Origin of the sequence: Streptomyces sp. NBC_00986 (assembly GCF_045162565.1) — a bacterium.
Classification (GTDB): domain Bacteria; phylum Actinomycetota; class Actinomycetes; order Streptomycetales; family Streptomycetaceae; genus Streptomyces.
In genome coordinates this window covers 216,015-232,124 of record NZ_CP108733.1, presented here as the reverse complement: position 1 = coordinate 232,124, position 16,110 = coordinate 216,015, and the positions used below count along the sequence as shown (strand labels likewise).

Here is a 16,110-nt window from a genome sequence, read left to right as displayed (position 1 = left end):
TGCCTCGAAGCCCTTGTCTGTCAGGGCCAACACGCCACGAGGGAGCGGTCGTTGTCCTCGGCCGGCGAGCGTCCCGTCACGCGGGTCGTGGTGGGGGGATGACGACGACCGGGCAGGGCGCGTGCTCCACGCAGTGCTGGCTGACCGAGCCGAGCAGGATGCCGGTGAAGGTGCCGTGGCCACGGCTGCCCAGAACCAGGAGTTGTGCGGTGCGGGCCGCGTCCATCAGTACCTGCACGGGATGACCCTCGTCCACGCGGATCGTCACCTCGGCCGGATGGTCCAGATGGTCGCGCACCACGGCCACGGTTTCCCGCAGGGCGCGTTCGGCGATCTTGGCGAACTCGGTTCCTTCGGGCACCGACGGGCTCCAGCCAAGGGTGTACGCGTACACCTCGGGGTACTGCCATGCGGCGACCGCTTCGACGGTACTGCCGGTCGACTCGGCCTGCGCCAGGCCCCACCGCAGTGCCGCCTGTGAGCAGGCCGAGCCGTCGACGCCCACAACAACGACGGGCGAGGGCCTCTCGTCGGTGTGCTGAGCCATGTCGTTCTCCTGCCGGTCGGTTGCCAACAGAGCCGGCCTGCCCGAGGGCAAGCCGGCTCGCGCCGCCGGGACTTCGACGGAGGCGCCTCGGCAGATGTGCCGGCCACTACGGGGAGAGCCGGACAGACACCTTCACGCTACGCACCCTCGCCGAACGCATGGCGGGCCGACCGGCCCCACCTCCAGGGCCGCACGGCCCTCTCTTGTACGGCCCACCTGTATCCGGGCCGAGACGAACGCAATGGGGGACCGGTTGGCCCCTGCCTGCTCCGGAGGAGGCGAGCGATGCTGGGAACACGGCACGAACTGCGGAGCCCGGCCTGGCCCGCCGCCAAGGGGCTTTCCCTCTTCCTGGCGCATGAGCCCGGTCCAGCTTCTGGTCTTCCTTCGGGCTCCGGCTGGAGCACGAAGGAACCAGAGGTGTCGTGCCCTATCTGAGGAGCAGCACCGTGGAAACACTCATTTTCTTGATCGTCGTCGTGGCCGTGCTGGTCGTCGTGGTGATCGCCATGGCCATCAAGGTCGTCAAGCAGTTCGAGCAGGGGGTGCTGTTCCGGTTCGGCCGACTGGTCGGGCCTCGATCTCCTGGTCTGCGGTTCATCATTCCGTTCGTCGACGTCCTGCACCGGGTCTCGCTGCGGATCGTCACGATGCCCATTCAGTCGCAGGGGATCATCACGCGCGACAACGTCAGCGTCGACGTGTCGGCCGTGGCGTACTTCCGCGTCGTGGACGCCGTGAAGTCGGTCATCGCGATCGAGAACGTGCACGACGCGATCAACCAGATCGCCCAGACCACCCTGCGCAAGGTCGTCGGACAGCACACGCTGGACGAGACGCTGTCGGAGACCGACCGCATCAACCTGGACATCCGCGAGATCCTCGACGTCGCCACCGTCGAGTGGGGCGTGGAGGTCACCCTGGTCGAACTCAAGGACATCCAGCTGCCCGACAGCATGAAGCGTGCCATGGCCCGGCAGGCCGAGGCCGAGCGGGAGAAGAGGGCGAAGATCATCAACGCCCAGGGCGAGTCCCTGGCCGCAGCGGCCCTCGGGGAAGCGTCGGACATCATGATGGACCACCCCCTGGCCCTCCAACTGCGCAACCTGCAGAGCCTGGTGGAGATCGGCGTCGACAAGAACACCACCGTCGTCTTCCCCGCCCCGCTGATGAGCACCATCGGCGAGCTCGGCTCCTTCCTCGCCCGCGAGACCGCGGCAGCCGCGTCCACGACGCCGCCGCCCACCGAGCGCACCAGGACAAGCCCGGATCCCGTACTGAACGGGGCTCCCATGACCGTCTGATCAACCGCGTCATTGTGCCGGTGGCCTGCCAGGAGAGGCGTCCTGGCAGGCCACCGGCACAATGACGCGGGGTGGTGGTCCCCTTGTGCCTGACCCGAACGGGGCTACGGTGGGGACAGACGTCCTGGACCCCGGCGGCTTACTGCCAGTTGACGCGGGTGTACCGGGGCGGCCCTGCATACGACCGCCCGGTGCTTCCCCCTGCGGCCACCGGCTCGGTCCCGACTCCCTTGCCCATAGGCCGCGTTCACGGACGCACGGTGCTGGGCCCGGAGCTCATGACCATGTCCTGGGGCACGCTCCACCCCGATCATCGTCGGCTGACGGCGGCGGCCCATGAACGCCTTGGCCACGTTCGCCGAGACGATGTCCAGTACGGCCGCTCCACCGCCCAGGCCCGCCGGGGGAGCCGACGAAGTCTCGCGCGGCAGCACAACGTCGCCGCGGCCGCCACCTTGCGTCTGCGACGACAGCGCTCCCTCGGCAGGTTTCACGCCGGGGAGTGCTGCTGTGAGCCTTGCCGGAGTCGACTGTTCCCCTGAAGCCGAGGGCAGACCTGCCGCATGGCGACGCCAGAGAACCACGAACAGCGGCGAGACGCAGACGCCCGTCTGTGGGAGCACCACCTCCACACCGACACCATGGTCTTCGAGCGAGGCAACCTGTTCCTCGTCGCGCAATCTCTCCTGGCGGTGGCCTACAGCACCACCGCCACATCGGGCACCACGCACGCGGCAGCACGTGTCCTGGCCGGCTTCGGGCTCGCACTCACCGCCATCTGGGCATACGTGGGACACCGTTATCACCGCTACAACCGGGCCATCCAACGACGTACTGCCGAGCGCCTGCCGGACTACGCCGAAACCTATACATGCAGTCGCATCCCTGGTCCCAGCGCGATGCCGCTGATCGCCTATGCGCTTCCGGTTCTCGCCGCAGTCATGTGGATCGTTCTGCTCATCGTCACGTAGTCGGCGCTGCTGAGCGGCTCGGGCGAAGCTCTTTGCCGACTGTCGGATCCCTGTCCCCGGCCCGGTCTGGTCCCGGCGTCCCCGGGCGACTGTCGCTGTCCAGGACCGAATCCGGGGACTAGTGTTGGTGGCGCCGCCCTGGTCCCCGGCAGCGCCGCTTCCACCGCGATGTCGCACCGGAGCACTCCGCTCACCCGTCGCAGGGCCTGTGTCCCGTTCCCTGCACACGGTGCTCCTGGGCAACCCGATGCGTCCAGCGAGGCATCTCCCTCTGCCCCGCCCTTCTCGACAGGCCATCGAAGCCCTGGCGGTGCTCATGTACGTACTGCTCCTCCCGGCGGTGCTCCCGCTCGCCCTGCTCGGCACGATGATCGCGCTGTCCTGGTGGGAAGACCGCCAGCTCCCGCCGCGGCAGGCCAAAGGGCTCCCTGCGGCGTCGGTGGTCGTGTCCCTTCGTCCCTCTGCGCTCGCCGAGATGCCGGTCGTTGACCACCGCCCGCTCATCGGGGGCGTAGAAGCGCACTGGACGGTAAGACGCTCCACTGCGAGGTCCACGCGCCGACGCGCGCTCTTCCTGCCTGCGGCCAACAGCCAAGGCGCAGAACGGGACCAGACAGTTCTTACGCCGCTGAAGCGTGCGCCTGCTTCAGGACTCGGCTCACACGGGCGTGCTCGCGCACGCCATCGCACCCGTCGACCCCTCAGAGAGGAGAACGAAGCATGAACTGCTACGAGTGTCACGAGTCCGGTAGGACCACCGCTGCCGTCGCCGTCTGCCGGAACTGCGGAGCCGCCCTCTGCCCCGAGCACATCAAGGTCAACGCGCAGCATCTGGAGCGTCCGGAGGGCATGGGCGTGACCACCCTCAAGGAACCCGCTCGCCGCATCACGTGCCTCATCTGTCATGACGCGGAGCACCAGTTCTGACCTGGCCGCGCCACCCACCGGGTACCAGCAACGGCAGGCCGCCCGGGACGACCGAGCGACCGGAGGCAGCAAGTGAACGTCGAGGAACACGCACGGTCCGAGATGGTGCCGCACCTACGTCTGGACGAGCTGCTCGAAGAACTCCAGGCCCAGATCCGCGTGGTCCGCGGCACCCGAGGACGCCTCCACGGGCTGCTGCAGGCGATCCTGTCGGTGGGCCGCGAGCTCGATCTCTCCCAGGTGCTGCGCCACATCACCGAGGCCGCGGTGGTCCTGGTCGACGCCGAATACGGCGCACTTGGTGTCATCGGTCCCGATCAGAGCCTCACCCAGTTCATCACGGTCGGGGTCAGCGAGGCCGAGCAGGCGCGGATCGGGGCCCTGCCCGCCGGGCACGGGGTACTCGGCGAGCTGATCAGGCATCCGGAACCGATGCGGCTGACAGAGCTGTCGCAGCACCCGGCCTCGCACGGCTTCCCCCCGCACCACCCGCCGATGCACTCCTTCCTGGGTGTGCCCGTCAGTGTCCGGGGAGAAGTGTTCGGTAACCTCTACCTCACCGAGAAACGCGGTGGTGCCCAGTTCGACAGCGAGGACGAAGCCGTCCTGTCGACCCTGGCCGTGGCCGCAGGAGTGGCGATCGACAATGCCCGTCTCTACGCGGAGGCGCAGGTCAGAGAACGCTGGATGGCGGCCGGGGCCGAGCTCACCCGTGGCCTGCTCTCCGGGACCCCGGAGACGAAGGTCCTGGAGCTGATGCTGAACCGGGCGCAGGACATCACCTCGGCCGATCTCGGCGTGGTCGACCTGGTCACCGTGGGAACTCGGGAACTGCGCGGGGTACTCGCGCTCGGGGAAGGTGCCGAGCTCCATCGTGGTGTGAGACTGCCGCGCGAGGGGACTCTGAGCGGGGCGGCCCTGGCCGCAGGGCAGTTGATCGTCACCTCGGATGTGGGGAGTGACCCGCGGATCACGTACTGTCCCGAACGCTGGTCGGGGTTGGGGCCCGCGGTCGCCGTTCCCATGAGCACCAGTGACCGAGACCGCGGGGTGCTCGTCCTCGCGCGCACCGCCGGGTGCCCGCCCTTCACCCAGGCGGAGACCGAGCCGCTGCCCGGCTTCGCGGGCCAGGCCGCCCTCGCGCTGGAACTCGCCGACCGGCGCAAGGCCGCCGAGCAGGTGAGCCTCCTGGAGGACCGCGACCGTATCGCGCGCGACCTCCACGACCTGGCCATCCAAAGGCTGTTCGCGACGGGAATGACGCTGCAGAGCGCGCATCGCTTCGTTGCGCACCCGGAAGGGACCGAGCGGATCGACCGGGCTGTCGACGACCTCGACACCACCATCAAGATCATCCGGTCCACGATCTTCGGTCTGCGGGCCCACGACAGCACCGTGATCGGCCACGGCCTTCGGGCCCGTGCATCCAAGACGGCCGAGGAAGCCGTTCCCGCGCTGGGGTTCACTCCCTCCCTGCTCATGGAGGGACTGCTCGACACCGACGTTCCGCACACCATGGCGGATGAAGTCGTGGCGGTGCTGAGTGAAGCCCTGGCGAACATCGCCCGGCACGCGCACGCCTCGTCCGCGGAGATCGCACTCGTGGTCCGCAAGGAGCGGCTCACGCTGACGGTCACCGACGACGGGGTCGGAATCGGCGAAGGCGGACACCGTAGCGGGCTGCGCAATCTCAGCGAGCGCGCGCGGAACCTGGGCGGTGAACTCACCCTCGACGCACCGCCCGAGAGCGGCACCCTCCTCCGCTGGTGCGTACCGCTTCCCGACCGGCGCTAGCGCGACCCTCCGGGATCACGTGTCGGGGGCCAGCGGTGCGAGCCGGACCGCCGGGACCGCCGCTCAGATCCACCATGTCGTTTTCGCGCACGGTCAGAGCGTCCAACTGTCCTGCCTATGAAGCGGGTTGCCCGGAGGGCGCGCGCAGACTGCGCATCAGCCGTCCGGTGGTCGCCGGGTCCAGCATCGACTGCCCCGACGCCACCGTCCGTACGGCCACAACCAGATCGGAGCCCTTGATCTGTCTCAGGACGTAGCCGGCCGCCCCGGCCATGATCGCGTCCAGCAGGGCGTCGTCATCGTCGAACGACGTCAGCATCAGGCAGGCCAACTCCGTTATTCGGTGGTGCAGTTCACGGCAGACGGTGATGCCGCCACCGTCCGGGAGGCGAGTGTCCAGGATCGCGACGTCCGGGCGCAGCGCCGGGCCGTGGACCAACGCCTGCGCACTCGTACCCGCCTCGCCGACCACCGTAATGTCCGCTGCGCTGCGCGCGGGGCGGCGTGTGCGGCCGGAGGGAGGCAGACGTCCACTGCAGGCATAGTCTGGCTGTCTTCGATGAGAGATCTGCAGCGCCTACAGGGGGAAGAACGGGTGGAGCGCACCATCGGTGTCGATCTGGCGGTTGGGTCGCGGTCGACAGCGGCTGCGGAGATCCGCTGGAGCCCGGGCGGGGCAGAAGCGATGACTCCGACGGTTGGGTGCGGGGACGAGGATCTGCTGGAACTGCTTTCAGGTCTCGCGCCGGGCGAGCGCGCGGGGGTCGACTGCCCGTTTGGCTGGCCAGTGGCGTTTGTCGAAGCCGTGGCGGCGCACGCGGGTCACCTGCCGTGGCCGGGGCGGACGGGGCGGGCGGGGCACTATGCCCGGCTGCGGCTGCGGACGGCTGACCGGGTCGTGGATGCGGTGGTCCGGCCTTTGGTCGGGCGCGGTCCGCTCTCGGTGTCGATGGACAAACTGGGGGCGACCGCGGCGCGCTGGGCCTACCTCGCTGACCAACTTGCCCTTGGAGGCCGCCCTGTTGATCGGACTGGCGCCGGACCGGTGGTAGAGGTCTATCCCGCCGGCGCCCGGGCCGTATGGCGCCTGGACGGTACGCGCTCCACAGAGGCACTGCTCAAGGCAGCCCCATGGCTGCGGTTCGAACCCGGTGCCCAGCAGATGTACGAGAAGAATGAGCACGCCTTCGATGCGCTGATCGCCGCCCTTGTCGCCCGGGCCGCAGCCCTGGGTCTGACCTCCGGTCCCCAGGGCGAACAGGAGGACCGAGCCGCCGCCGTGGAGGGTTGGATTCACCTTCCCGAACCCGACAGCTTGATCAGGCTCGCCCCATCCGCCCCCTCATGACCTGCTCTTGATCGTCCCATCTCGTTCGCCCTTCCTGGCGAGCTGCGGCAGCACGCGCAGACCCCTCAGCATCCAACAGGCCACCGAGGAGGTCGGCGTCGTCACCGCTGCTCAAGACAGCCCCCCTCATGGCAGTGAGGGAAGGGCATGGCCGACTGGGGCGTGGTCGGTCGGGACCCGGAAGCCTCCGGCAGACCGCCCGCCCCTCACGTCGTTGCGCTGACCACCTTTGCCAGGTACTGGTCGAAGAGGTCTGCCTTGTAGAGGAGTCCGCTGTATTTGACGGGGATCCGGTACCCGTTTATCTCGGCGGTGGGTGTGCCGGGTCCGGCGTGCCCGTTGTAGTGTCCAGCGGCGGCGAACACCTTCTCGGTGGAGTCGACGAAGGCCTGGTACTTCATGGACTTCACCGCGGTGTCGAAGGAGGGGTTCCGCAGCCCGTTCACCTTGCTGGCCAGTTGCAGCAGGCGCGCGGTGGTGAAGCCGTCCACCTCCTCGGAGGGCTGGTTCTGGTAGAGGACCGCGTGGTACTCGGCGAACTTCCCTGTCTGCACCGCCGCGCGCAGCGCGTTGACCGCCTTCTTCGACCCGTTTCCGCCCAGCCGCGGGTCCAGGAATGACGCCATCGTGTACTCGACCTTGACCTTGTGCCGCAGAACCCATTTGGTCAGGACCGGGCCGCCGCCCGTGGTCTCGAATTCCCTGCAGTACGGGCAGCGCGGGTCTTCGTAGAGGTGCACGGTCACCTGTGCCTGGGGGTCGCCCACCAGAATGCTCGTGCCGTCCGATTCCACCTGCTCGGGCACGTCGTCCAGCCGGGGGTAGTCGGTTTTGGCCGCCGTTGGCCGCCCGCCGTCGGCCGCGGCGGCCGGGTGCCGGGACCCGCAGCTCACCAGTGCCGCACCGAGCACGCCTGTCAGTACGGCTGCCGTCAGCCGTCTACTCCCGCGATTCAACCGCATGATGCCCCCCCTGTGTTCTTGGAGTGGGAGGGTAGGCCATCCGCTGTGGGACTGAGGCCGCGGGGTTCGGTTCTTCCGTCCCGCTCAACTGGTACCACCGGATCCCGGCCTGTTCCGGTGGCCGGCAACAGTTCGACGGCGCCGGGAGAGCTGACGACGCTCGAGCGCGAAGAGGACCGGCCCGGCGCGCGGATCCCCTCCCGCGGTGACTGCCGGCCGTGCCTATTGCGGCTGTTGGGTTCCGAGGTGGCGTACGGCGGGGGTGTGTTCGGCCAGCCGTATGATCACGGTGGCGTGCCCGTGGTCGGCGAGTTCGCGCCATGCCTCGCGCATGTTGAGGATCTTGTCCACGGTGTAGGTCTCGGTGTAGGGGCAGAGGTCGATCTGGTGGTCGCCGAGGGCGAAGATCATGGATTCGTATCCGGCGGTGAGGTGGAACATCCCGTCGCGGATGCGGGCCAGCTGGTCGAGGCCTGCGGCTGCGGATATGGTCTCGCCCCGCAGGACGGTCTTCTTCCCGTCGAGCAGCGCGTGGATGTCCTTGATCTCGTGCGTCCTGCCAGGTGACGTCGTGGGGGACGGGGAAGCAATGGCTGGGCCGGCTCTGCAGTCGGGCCAGGTTGTCGTAGGCGTCGGCCCAGAACTGAGCTTCGTCATCCCCCTGGCCGGCACCTTGACCGGCGGCCAGAGGGATGACGAAGCTCAGCTGATCCCACTGCTCCAAGCCGTGCTACCGGTGCGGGGCAAGCGCGGCCGAGCCCGTCGCCGCCCCAGCGTGGTCCTGGCCGACCGCGGCTACGACCACGACAAGAACCGCCGCATGGTCTGGGAGATCGGTGTAAAACCGCTGATCGCTCGTCGGGCACCGAGCATCGCTCCGGACTCGGCACTCAACGCTGGGTCGTCGAGCGGACACACCTCGAACCCGGTCGGCGCGGACGGCGATGGGGGAGACGCCGACCGTGGCGAATCCTGCCTCGGAGCTGGAGCTGGAGCTGGAGCTGGAGCCGGAGCCGGTCAGGGTTCCCAGGCGACGGACTGCGAAGGCAGCCGGTGCGGGTGCGTAGGTAGCGGTAAATCACCAGTGAGGCTCGGCACTGTCACGGTGCCGAGCCTCACCTCGTACGACAGGAGCATCTGATGGACATCGCTGTACGGGCCTGGTTGCTGGCTTACGACCTCACCCGCGCTTGATCTGTGGGCATGCCGGCCAGACGATTCGGCTGGTGGTGATCAGCAGGCCGTGTGGCGGGTGAGTACCAGTTCGGTGCTGAGCGCGCGACGGGCAGGGCGTTGGGCCGTCCTGTCGGAGATCAGGCTGGCGATGGCCTGCTGGGTCTGTGGGAAGGTCTCGCGGCGTCCGATGAACCTGCGTATCGGTGCCCACTGCCGTAGCTCGGCGTTGGTGTGCTCGACACAGATTCGGGCCGAGGACTGCCGGCGTCTGGCCTCGCGCCAGGCTCGCTTGTCGCCCTCGCAGGCGTCGTCCTTTGGCTTCTTCGGCGGGGCCGTGACCTGGTAGTGGAACTCCTTGGCCAGGCCGGGGTAGCCAGAGTCGACCTTGGCCTTGACCCTCGGTCGCTGCCGGAACTGTTCAGCGATGCCCTCCGTGTGCACGGTGGTCTGGTCGTGCATCCGGCCGGGGGTGCAGCTCTCACGGAGGGAAGATCGTCGATCAGGGTGTGAGGCCGCGGTCGTGCTGGTTGGGGGTGGGAGACCCTTCCGGCCAATGCAATCGGACTGATCGAGGTCACAGCCTGTTGGCTTCAAGCTTTTCCCTTTGGCCACCACTCTTCGCGGCACTCGGGATGGTCGGCGTAGACAGTGGCGAGCCGTAGACAGACATCTTCGAGCGCAGATCGCCGGGCTTCCCAGGACACGGCGTCCTCGGGTGCCGTCTTGGCCCACAGAGCGATGTCGTACTCGTCGACGTTTGTCTGGTGGGCCTGAACCTCGGCGAGAACGCGGGCAGGGTCATGGCGCACGATGTGCATAGCATCGGCCGGGCGAGGGCATTCGATGACCGTGCTGCCGTACTCGCCTATGTAGACGCAGTTGGGCTCGTCGCCCGGGGCGTCGTCACCAAGCGCCCACCGGCCGGAGCCGGCAGCGAGGCGTGCTGCCTGTTCGTCTTCGTTGAGGCGGTCACGTAGGAACTGAACCAGCGCATCAGTCATGGCGCTCAGCGTTGCAGTTGTGCCAGTTCTGGGCCGGCATGATGAGGGAAGATCGTCGGTCAGGCCGTGAGCTCGTAGTCGTACTGGTCGGCGGTGGGGTAGAGGCGTTCGTGTTCGCGGGAGAGGTGGTGTCGCCAGTAGGCGGCAAAGTCGCCGTTATCGATGAGGGCTCGGAGCGTGAGGACGGCCTCGGCCCCGTCGAGTCCCCAGCGGCTGCCGGTGATGTCGAGGCGGTCGCCGATCAAGTGCCGGCAGGCCCCTTCGATCGGGCCGGTGGCGACGGGCCAACCTGCGGCGAGCGCGAGGTCGTAACCAAGCTGGTCGAGGTGACCAGTGAGGTATCGGACGCAGGCGTCGGCGCCTTCACGCCTCGTTCCGTGGAGATGAGTTCGGTCGGCCTCGGCGATGATCTCGGTGGAGGCTCGGTCGGTCTGCCCGTGGAGGACCGCGGTGAGGTGGCCCGCGACCCAGGCTTCGGCGTCGGGGGTGCCTGGCTTGTGGAAGCGGTGGGCCGCTGCCCAGATGTACTCGGCCATGTGCACGAAGTCGAGCAGGACGTGCACCGTGATGTGGAGCCGGTCGGCTTCCGCCTGGATCAACTCCAGCTGGTGGCGGGCACCGTCGACCAGGACCACCCAGTGGCGCAGATGGTCCCGGTCGCGGGCTTCGGCTTGGTCGAATGCGACGGCGATCACGTGCTCGGGTGGATGGATAGGGGAGGCCGTGAGCCATTTGTGTTGTGCTCTTGGCCCCGGGCGAGGGTCCGTGTGGTGCTGCGGCCCTCGGGTGGGGCGATCACATCGTGTGGTCGACGCGGCGGTCGGTATCGAAGACGCAGGCCAGCGTGGCCATCCGTTCCGGTGCGGCTTCTCACCCGGAGCCAGCCGGGTTCGCAGAGCACGCCGGCCGTTCAGGTGTGCTCTGAGCGCCGCGGGCCGCAGGGCCTCGGGCCGCATCACGACGCCCTTGCCGTCGACCTGCATCACGAGTGCGGTCGCGGCGGTCGACGGAAGCGGAATCGTGCACTGGTAGAAGTCACCGACGTCCACCGCCGCGGCGACCAACAGCCCTTCGGCCTGCCGTTTGCCCAGGACCTTCCCGCAGCCGCGGTCAATTGCCTCTTTGGCCTGGTCGTAGGAGCCGCGAACGGCCTCGAGGACGGCGAGGCGGCGCAGACCACGGGAGTGCAGGTGGGCGGGCAGGGAGAGTTCCGCATCGGCCGGGTGCACGCTGGCCAGTCCCTTGCCCCGCCATGCGGTTCGCGTGATGGTGACCGTGCCGAACACGCAGGCCAGCAGTCGGGAGTGCCCCGTCTCGCGGTGCGGGCGGACCTGCCCGTCCGCACCGCGGACCACCACTCCTCTTGTCTTCCGCAGCTGTTCCCGCTCTCGGCGTTCCCGCGGATCGAGGTGTCCCTGGAACAGCAGCCGTGCAGGCAGCCTGGAGCTGGACCAGGAGGGCGAGCATCTGCTTGCCGAGCGCGTCCTCGACGAGGGCGTGCGGGGCCGTGGCCGAGGGAGGCGGAACCGGGCGGCGCAGGCTTCATCGGCCCGTCGGGCCGCGGCGCCCCGACGGGCACGGTCACCCCGTTGCGGAGATGATCGGACGACGAGGCAACAGCGTCGGAGCAAGCGCGTGGAGGCAGGATCGTGAGCGCGGACGGACAGCGGAACGCGACCGACGCCGCGGAAGGACACGGCGGCCGCGACGCCGGGCGGCTGCACTGCCTGGTCACCGGAGCGTCCGGCTACGTCGGCGGACGCCTGGTACCGGAGCTGCTGGAGGCCGGCCACCGGGTACGCTGCCTCGCTCGTTCACCGGACAGACTCCGTGACCACCCCTGGACCGGCGACGCCGAGACGGTTCGCGGGGACGTCACGGACCCCCAGTCGGTCGCCTCAGCCATGGGTGGCATCGACGTCGCCTACTACCTGGTGCACGCCCTCGGCTCCGGCGCCGGGTTCGAGGACACCGACCGCCGCGCCGCGCACGTCTTCGCCGAGCAGGCACGGGCCGCCGGCGTACGACGGATCGTCTATCTCGGCGGACTCACCCCGAAGGGCGTGCCCGAAAGCTCCCTGTCCCCCCACCTGCGTTCCCGGGCAGAGGTGGGACGGATCTTCCTGGAGTCGCCGGTGCCCGCCACCGTATTGCGGGCAGCGGTCGTCATCGGCTCCGGATCGGCCTCCTTCGAGATGCTGCGCTACCTCACCGAACGGCTGCCGGTGATGGTCACCCCGAGCTGGGTGAACACGCGCACCCAGCCCATCGGGGTGCGGGACGTGCTGCGCTACCTCGTCGGCTCCGCGACCATGCCGGACGACGTCAACCGCACGTTCGACATCGGCGGGCCGGACGTCCTCACCTACCGCGAGATGATGCGACGCTACGCCCTCGTCGCCGGACTGCGCCGACGGCTCGTCGTGCCCGTTCCGGTCCTGACGCCAAGGCTGTCCAGCCACTGGGTCGGGCTCGTCACGCCCGTGCCCGCCTCCATTGCCCGACCCCTCACGGAGTCCCTGCGCCACGAGGTCATCTGCCACGAGCACGACATCGCCCGCTACATGCCCGACCAGCCGGCCCGGCCACTGCCCTTCGACCAGGCGCTCGCCCTGGCGCTCCAGCGCGTACGGGAGGCGCAGGTGGTCACCCGCTGGTCGTCGGCCTCCGTGCCGGGCGCGCCCAGTGACCCGCTGCCCACAGACCCGGACTGGGCGGGCGGCAGCCTCTACGAGGACGAGCGGCAGGCGTCGGTCGACGCGTCGCGGCAGGCGCTGTGGGAAGTGATCGAGGGGATCGGCGGCGACAACGGCTGGTACTCCTTCCCGCTGGCCTGGGCGGTCCGGGGCTGGATGGACCGGTTCGTCGGCGGAGTCGGCCTGCGCCGCGGCCGGCGCGACGCCGAACACCTGCGGGTCGGCGACTCGCTGGACTTCTGGCGGGTCGAGGAGATCGAGCGCGGACGACTGCTGCGGCTGCGGGCGGAGATGAGACTGCCGGGCCTGGCCTGGCTGGAGATGTACTCCGATACGGACACCGAGGGCCGCACCCGTTACCGTCAGCGTGCCCTGTTCCACCCCCGTGGTCTGCTCGGCCACGTCTACTGGTGGTCCGTCTCGCCGTTCCACGCAGTCGTCTTCGGCGGCATGGCCCGCAACATCACCCGGGCCGCCGCCAAGAACACCGGCAGGCCCAGGCGTGCCCATCGCCCCGCCCGGGCCCGAGGCCACCGCAGCTGACCAGGATCCCACCGGTAGCGCACGCATCCCCATCACACTGGCAAGAGCGGCACCATCACCAGCGTGTCCGTGCTGTCCGCTTCGAATGGGTCTCACGCGCCCTCCCGGACAAGGGCACCACGACCGCCGGATACACGGCACTCGACCAGGTGACCGGCCTTTCTTTGGGTGAAGGGCGACCCACCGGTCCGGCAATCCGTCCCCCCGTCGGGTTGCCGGCCCCTGAGGGCCGCCGCCGCGTCCACGCTCCAGCCGGCGTGGCGGCGGCCCGCCAGATCCCCGGTCGCATGCCGGAGAGCAACATTCCGACCGTTCCTGTGTGCTCCACCGCCCGCGGCTCCTTCTCGCTGGTTCTCCAGATCTCGGCTCTCTCAGACGTGAGACCCGGGCCATGCGCGTAATCGCCGAGGACCACGGCAGCCAGGAGATCGCGGACGAGCTCTTCACCAACGTCTCCCAGAACCGGTGGCGCCGGTCACGAGGCAACGGTGTCGCCGAGGTCGTCGACCGACTCCACCATCACGCTCTCCAGCGAGAAGAACAGCAACTCTTCGAGTTCCGGGCGTACTTCGTTCACGGCGCAGTACCGTCGGCCACGCTGTCCACCGGCCGGACGATTTTCGGGCTGTCTCAGCCACCATCAAGAGGAGATCGACAGTCACCTGCCCCGCATGTTCCAACGTGATCGGTACGGTGATACCGAGACGACAAGAGGGGAGCCGCGCGGCCGTGGGCGAGGAAGCGGAGATCAGGACGGCGAAGGAGGCCGCCGACCACGAACTCATCCTGGCGTTCGGGCGGCTGCAGGGGGCGGCGAACCGGCTGGAGTACATCCTTGGCCGGGCGCTGGAGGCGGAGTGTGGCATCAGCCATCTGGTCTTCGAGGTGCTGCTGATCCTTGGGCGCGCGGGCGATCCGGGGCTTTCGATGCGGGCCATCGCCCAGGAACAGGTGTTGACCACGGGCGGTGCCACCCGGCTGGTTGATCGCATGCAGGCGGCGGGGTTCGTGACGCGTGCGGATTCCCCCGACGACCGGCGCGGAAAGCTGGTTCGGCTGACGCCGTTGGGCGAGGAGACGGTCGTGTGCGCGTCCCGGGTGCACCTGGAGAACATCAAGCGGTACCTCGTGGATCCCCTGCCCGAGGCGGACCGGAAGCGGTTCGCGGAGGATCTCCGGATCCTCAGCCACACGGCCCGGGACCTGCTGCCCCGTCTGCCCTGACCTGCGGACCAGCGGCCGCGCTGGTGTACTGACGTGGTCAGCCACACCCATGTGCCCCACCTCACACGAACCTTGAAATATCTGACGCGTCAGTTACTGTTCTGTCAGGTGAATCGCTCGCAACCCGCGGGCGCACATCTCTGCCGAGGTCTTCGATGAAGCTCGTCTACGTCTTCGACGCCTACTGCGGCTGGTCGCACGGGTTCTCCGGAACACTGAGCGAGGTCGCCGCCCGTCACCCCGAAATGCCGGTCGAAGTCGTCTCCGGCGGCCTGTTCACCGGATCGCGGCAGGTGCCCGTCCGCCAGTTCGGCTACGTCCAGGGTGCGAACGCCAAGATCGCCGAGCTGACCGGCGCCGAGTTCGGCGCGGCCTACGAGCGGCTGATCGCCGACGGCTCGTTCGTGATGGACTCCGAGGCCGCCGCCCGCGGTGTCGCCGCCCTGCGCCAGGTCGCCCCCGACCGCGCGGCGGAGCTGGCCGCGGCCCTGCAGGCCGCCTTCTACGTCGACGGACTCAGCCTGTCCGAGGCGGCCACCTACCGGAAGGTCGCCCAGGCCGCCGGGCTCGACGCGGATGCCGTCGTTACCGCCTTCGAAGCCCCCGACGCTCAGACCGCGGCCCACGCCGACTTCCGCCGCGCCGTCCAGCTCGGCGTTACCGGGTTCCCCACTCTGCTGGCCGTCGACGGCGACTCCGTCACCCCGCTGGCCTACGGCCAGGCCACCGCCGACGAGGTCGACGCACGCTTCGTCGCGCACTGATCTTCCCCTGCCCCCACCCCACCCCCTGCGTAAAGGAGCCCTCGCATGAGCACCCTCTCCTTCAAGGTCCTCGACCTCGACTTCCCGGCCGGCAGCAAGAACAAGACCGCCACCCTCGTCACCGGCGAGAACGACGCCCTGCTGGTCGACGCCGCCTTCACCCGCGCCGACGGCCACCGCCTCGCCGCCGAGATCCTCGACTCCGGCAAGAAGCTGACCACCGTCTTCGTCAGCCACGCCGACCCCGACTTCTACTTCGGCGCCGAGGTCCTCGCCGACGCCTTCCCCGACGCGACCTTCGTCGCCACCCCCCTCGTCATCGAGCACATCCAGCACACCTACGAGGGCAAGCTCAAGGCATGGGCAGCGCTCGGCCCGAACCTGCCCACCCGCCTGGTCGACCTCACCCCGCTCACCGGCGACCTCACCCTGGAGGGCCACCGCTTCGAGCTCAAGGGCGGCCCGGCCGCACTGCCCGACCGCCACTACCTGTGGCAGGCCGAGCACCGCGCCCTCCTCGGCGGCGTCCTGCTCTTCCAGCAGGAGCACGTCTGGGTCGCCGACACCCCCACCCCCGGCGACCGTGCCGCGTGGATCGACCTGCTGGACGAGATGGCCGCCCTCCAGCCCGACCTGGTTGTTCCCGGCCACCAGCTGCCCGGCGCGCCGGCCGACGCGTCCGCCATCTCCGCCACCCGCGAGTACCTTCTGGTCTTCGAGGAGGAGCTCGCCACGGCGGCCGACGGTGCGGCCCTGGCCGAGGCGTTGGTCAAGCGCTACCCAGGCAACGGCATGCTGATCGCCGCCCAGATCGGCGCGAAGGTCGCCAAGGGCGAGATGAAGTGGGGCTGAC

15 protein-coding genes and 2 pseudogenes are annotated in these 16,110 nt (G+C 69.1%); 10 read left to right on the top strand and 7 right to left on the bottom strand.

Annotated elements, in window-relative coordinates; translation table 11 throughout:
• Positions 1-76 precede the first annotated feature (76 nt).
• Complete coding sequence (locus tag OG504_RS00915) at positions 77-547, bottom strand: universal stress protein (RefSeq protein WP_405987902.1); 471 nt, start codon at positions 545-547, stop codon at positions 77-79.
• A gap of 449 nt (positions 548-996) precedes the next feature.
• Here OG504_RS00915 and OG504_RS00910 point away from each other — a divergent pair, with 449 nt between their 5' ends.
• From OG504_RS00910 to OG504_RS00895, 4 genes are all read left to right on the top strand, one after another.
• A complete protein-coding gene (locus OG504_RS00910; protein ID WP_405987901.1) occupies positions 997-1,851 on the top strand; it encodes a slipin family protein in 855 nt (284 codons plus the stop codon).
• 563 nt (positions 1,852-2,414) lie between these two features.
• Complete coding sequence (locus OG504_RS00905; protein WP_405987900.1) at positions 2,415-2,822, top strand: hypothetical protein; 408 nt, start codon at positions 2,415-2,417, stop codon at positions 2,820-2,822.
• A 720-nt stretch (positions 2,823-3,542) separates the two neighbouring features.
• On the top strand, positions 3,543-3,749 hold the full coding sequence (locus OG504_RS00900) for a DUF2180 family protein (RefSeq protein WP_405987899.1): 207 nt from the start codon (positions 3,543-3,545) through the stop codon (positions 3,747-3,749).
• A gap of 102 nt (positions 3,750-3,851) precedes the next feature.
• Positions 3,852-5,543 carry a GAF domain-containing protein gene (locus OG504_RS00895; RefSeq protein ID WP_405996230.1) on the top strand — a complete coding sequence of 564 codons (1,692 nt, stop codon included), beginning with the start codon at positions 3,852-3,854 and terminating at the stop codon, positions 5,541-5,543.
• A 118-nt stretch (positions 5,544-5,661) separates the two neighbouring features.
• On the opposite strand, the pseudogene OG504_RS00890 reads toward OG504_RS00895, so the two are convergent.
• Positions 5,662-6,069 (bottom strand): annotated as a pseudogene (locus OG504_RS00890) (response regulator transcription factor); the annotation flags it as partial.
• 69 nt (positions 6,070-6,138) lie between these two features.
• Between OG504_RS00890 and OG504_RS00885 the strand changes: the two are divergent.
• Positions 6,139-6,891: a DUF429 domain-containing protein gene (locus OG504_RS00885; protein ID WP_405987898.1), complete on the top strand. Its 753-nt coding sequence runs from the start codon at positions 6,139-6,141 to the stop codon at positions 6,889-6,891.
• A gap of 206 nt (positions 6,892-7,097) precedes the next feature.
• On the opposite strand, the gene OG504_RS00880 is transcribed toward OG504_RS00885, so the two are convergent.
• Positions 7,098-7,853, bottom strand: coding sequence for a DsbA family protein (locus OG504_RS00880; RefSeq protein WP_405987897.1), 756 nt, complete (start codon positions 7,851-7,853; stop codon positions 7,098-7,100).
• Positions 7,854-8,075: 222 nt separating this feature from the next.
• Positions 8,076-8,510, bottom strand: coding sequence for a hypothetical protein (locus OG504_RS00875; protein WP_405996638.1), 435 nt, complete (start codon positions 8,508-8,510; stop codon positions 8,076-8,078).
• Between OG504_RS00875 and OG504_RS00870 the strand changes: the two are divergent.
• A pseudogene (locus OG504_RS00870) lies at positions 8,509-8,765 on the top strand (IS5/IS1182 family transposase); the annotation flags it as partial. The gene OG504_RS00875 and the pseudogene OG504_RS00870 overlap by 2 nt on opposite strands.
• A 321-nt stretch (positions 8,766-9,086) precedes the next feature.
• Here OG504_RS00870 and OG504_RS00865 read toward each other — a convergent pair.
• The 3 genes from OG504_RS00865 to OG504_RS00855 are packed head-to-tail and all read right to left on the bottom strand — an operon-like array spanning position 9,087 to position 11,388.
• Positions 9,087-9,641 (bottom strand): transposase family protein, encoded by a 555-nt coding sequence (locus tag OG504_RS00865; protein WP_405987896.1) that lies wholly within the window; start codon positions 9,639-9,641, stop codon positions 9,087-9,089.
• A complete protein-coding gene (locus OG504_RS00860) occupies positions 9,620-10,030 on the bottom strand; it encodes a DUF6221 family protein (RefSeq protein ID WP_405987895.1) in 411 nt (136 codons plus the stop codon). Before OG504_RS00860 ends, OG504_RS00865 begins: the two co-directional genes overlap by 22 nt.
• A gap of 59 nt (positions 10,031-10,089) precedes the next feature.
• The gene (locus tag OG504_RS00855) at positions 10,090-11,388 is read right to left on the bottom strand and encodes an ISKra4 family transposase (protein WP_405987894.1); all 1,299 of its coding nucleotides are present in this window, start codon (positions 11,386-11,388) and stop codon (positions 10,090-10,092) included.
• A gap of 360 nt (positions 11,389-11,748) precedes the next feature.
• On the opposite strand from OG504_RS00855, the gene OG504_RS00850 reads away from it, so the two are divergent.
• The 4 genes from OG504_RS00850 (at position 11,749) to OG504_RS00835 (ending at position 16,109) form a co-directional block, all read left to right on the top strand.
• A complete protein-coding gene (locus OG504_RS00850) occupies positions 11,749-13,269 on the top strand; it encodes an SDR family oxidoreductase (protein WP_405996229.1) in 1,521 nt (506 codons plus the stop codon).
• 729 nt (positions 13,270-13,998) lie between these two features.
• The gene (locus OG504_RS00845; RefSeq protein ID WP_405987893.1) at positions 13,999-14,493 is read left to right on the top strand and encodes a MarR family winged helix-turn-helix transcriptional regulator; all 495 of its coding nucleotides are present in this window, start codon (positions 13,999-14,001) and stop codon (positions 14,491-14,493) included.
• Between the two features lie 155 nt (positions 14,494-14,648).
• Positions 14,649-15,257, top strand: a complete 609-nt coding sequence (locus OG504_RS00840) for a DsbA family protein (RefSeq protein WP_405987892.1) — start codon at positions 14,649-14,651, stop codon at positions 15,255-15,257.
• 45 nt (positions 15,258-15,302) lie between these two features.
• Positions 15,303-16,109 (top strand): MBL fold metallo-hydrolase, encoded by an 807-nt coding sequence (locus tag OG504_RS00835; RefSeq protein ID WP_405987891.1) that lies wholly within the window; start codon positions 15,303-15,305, stop codon positions 16,107-16,109.
• The last annotated feature ends 1 nt before the right edge of the window (position 16,110 follow it).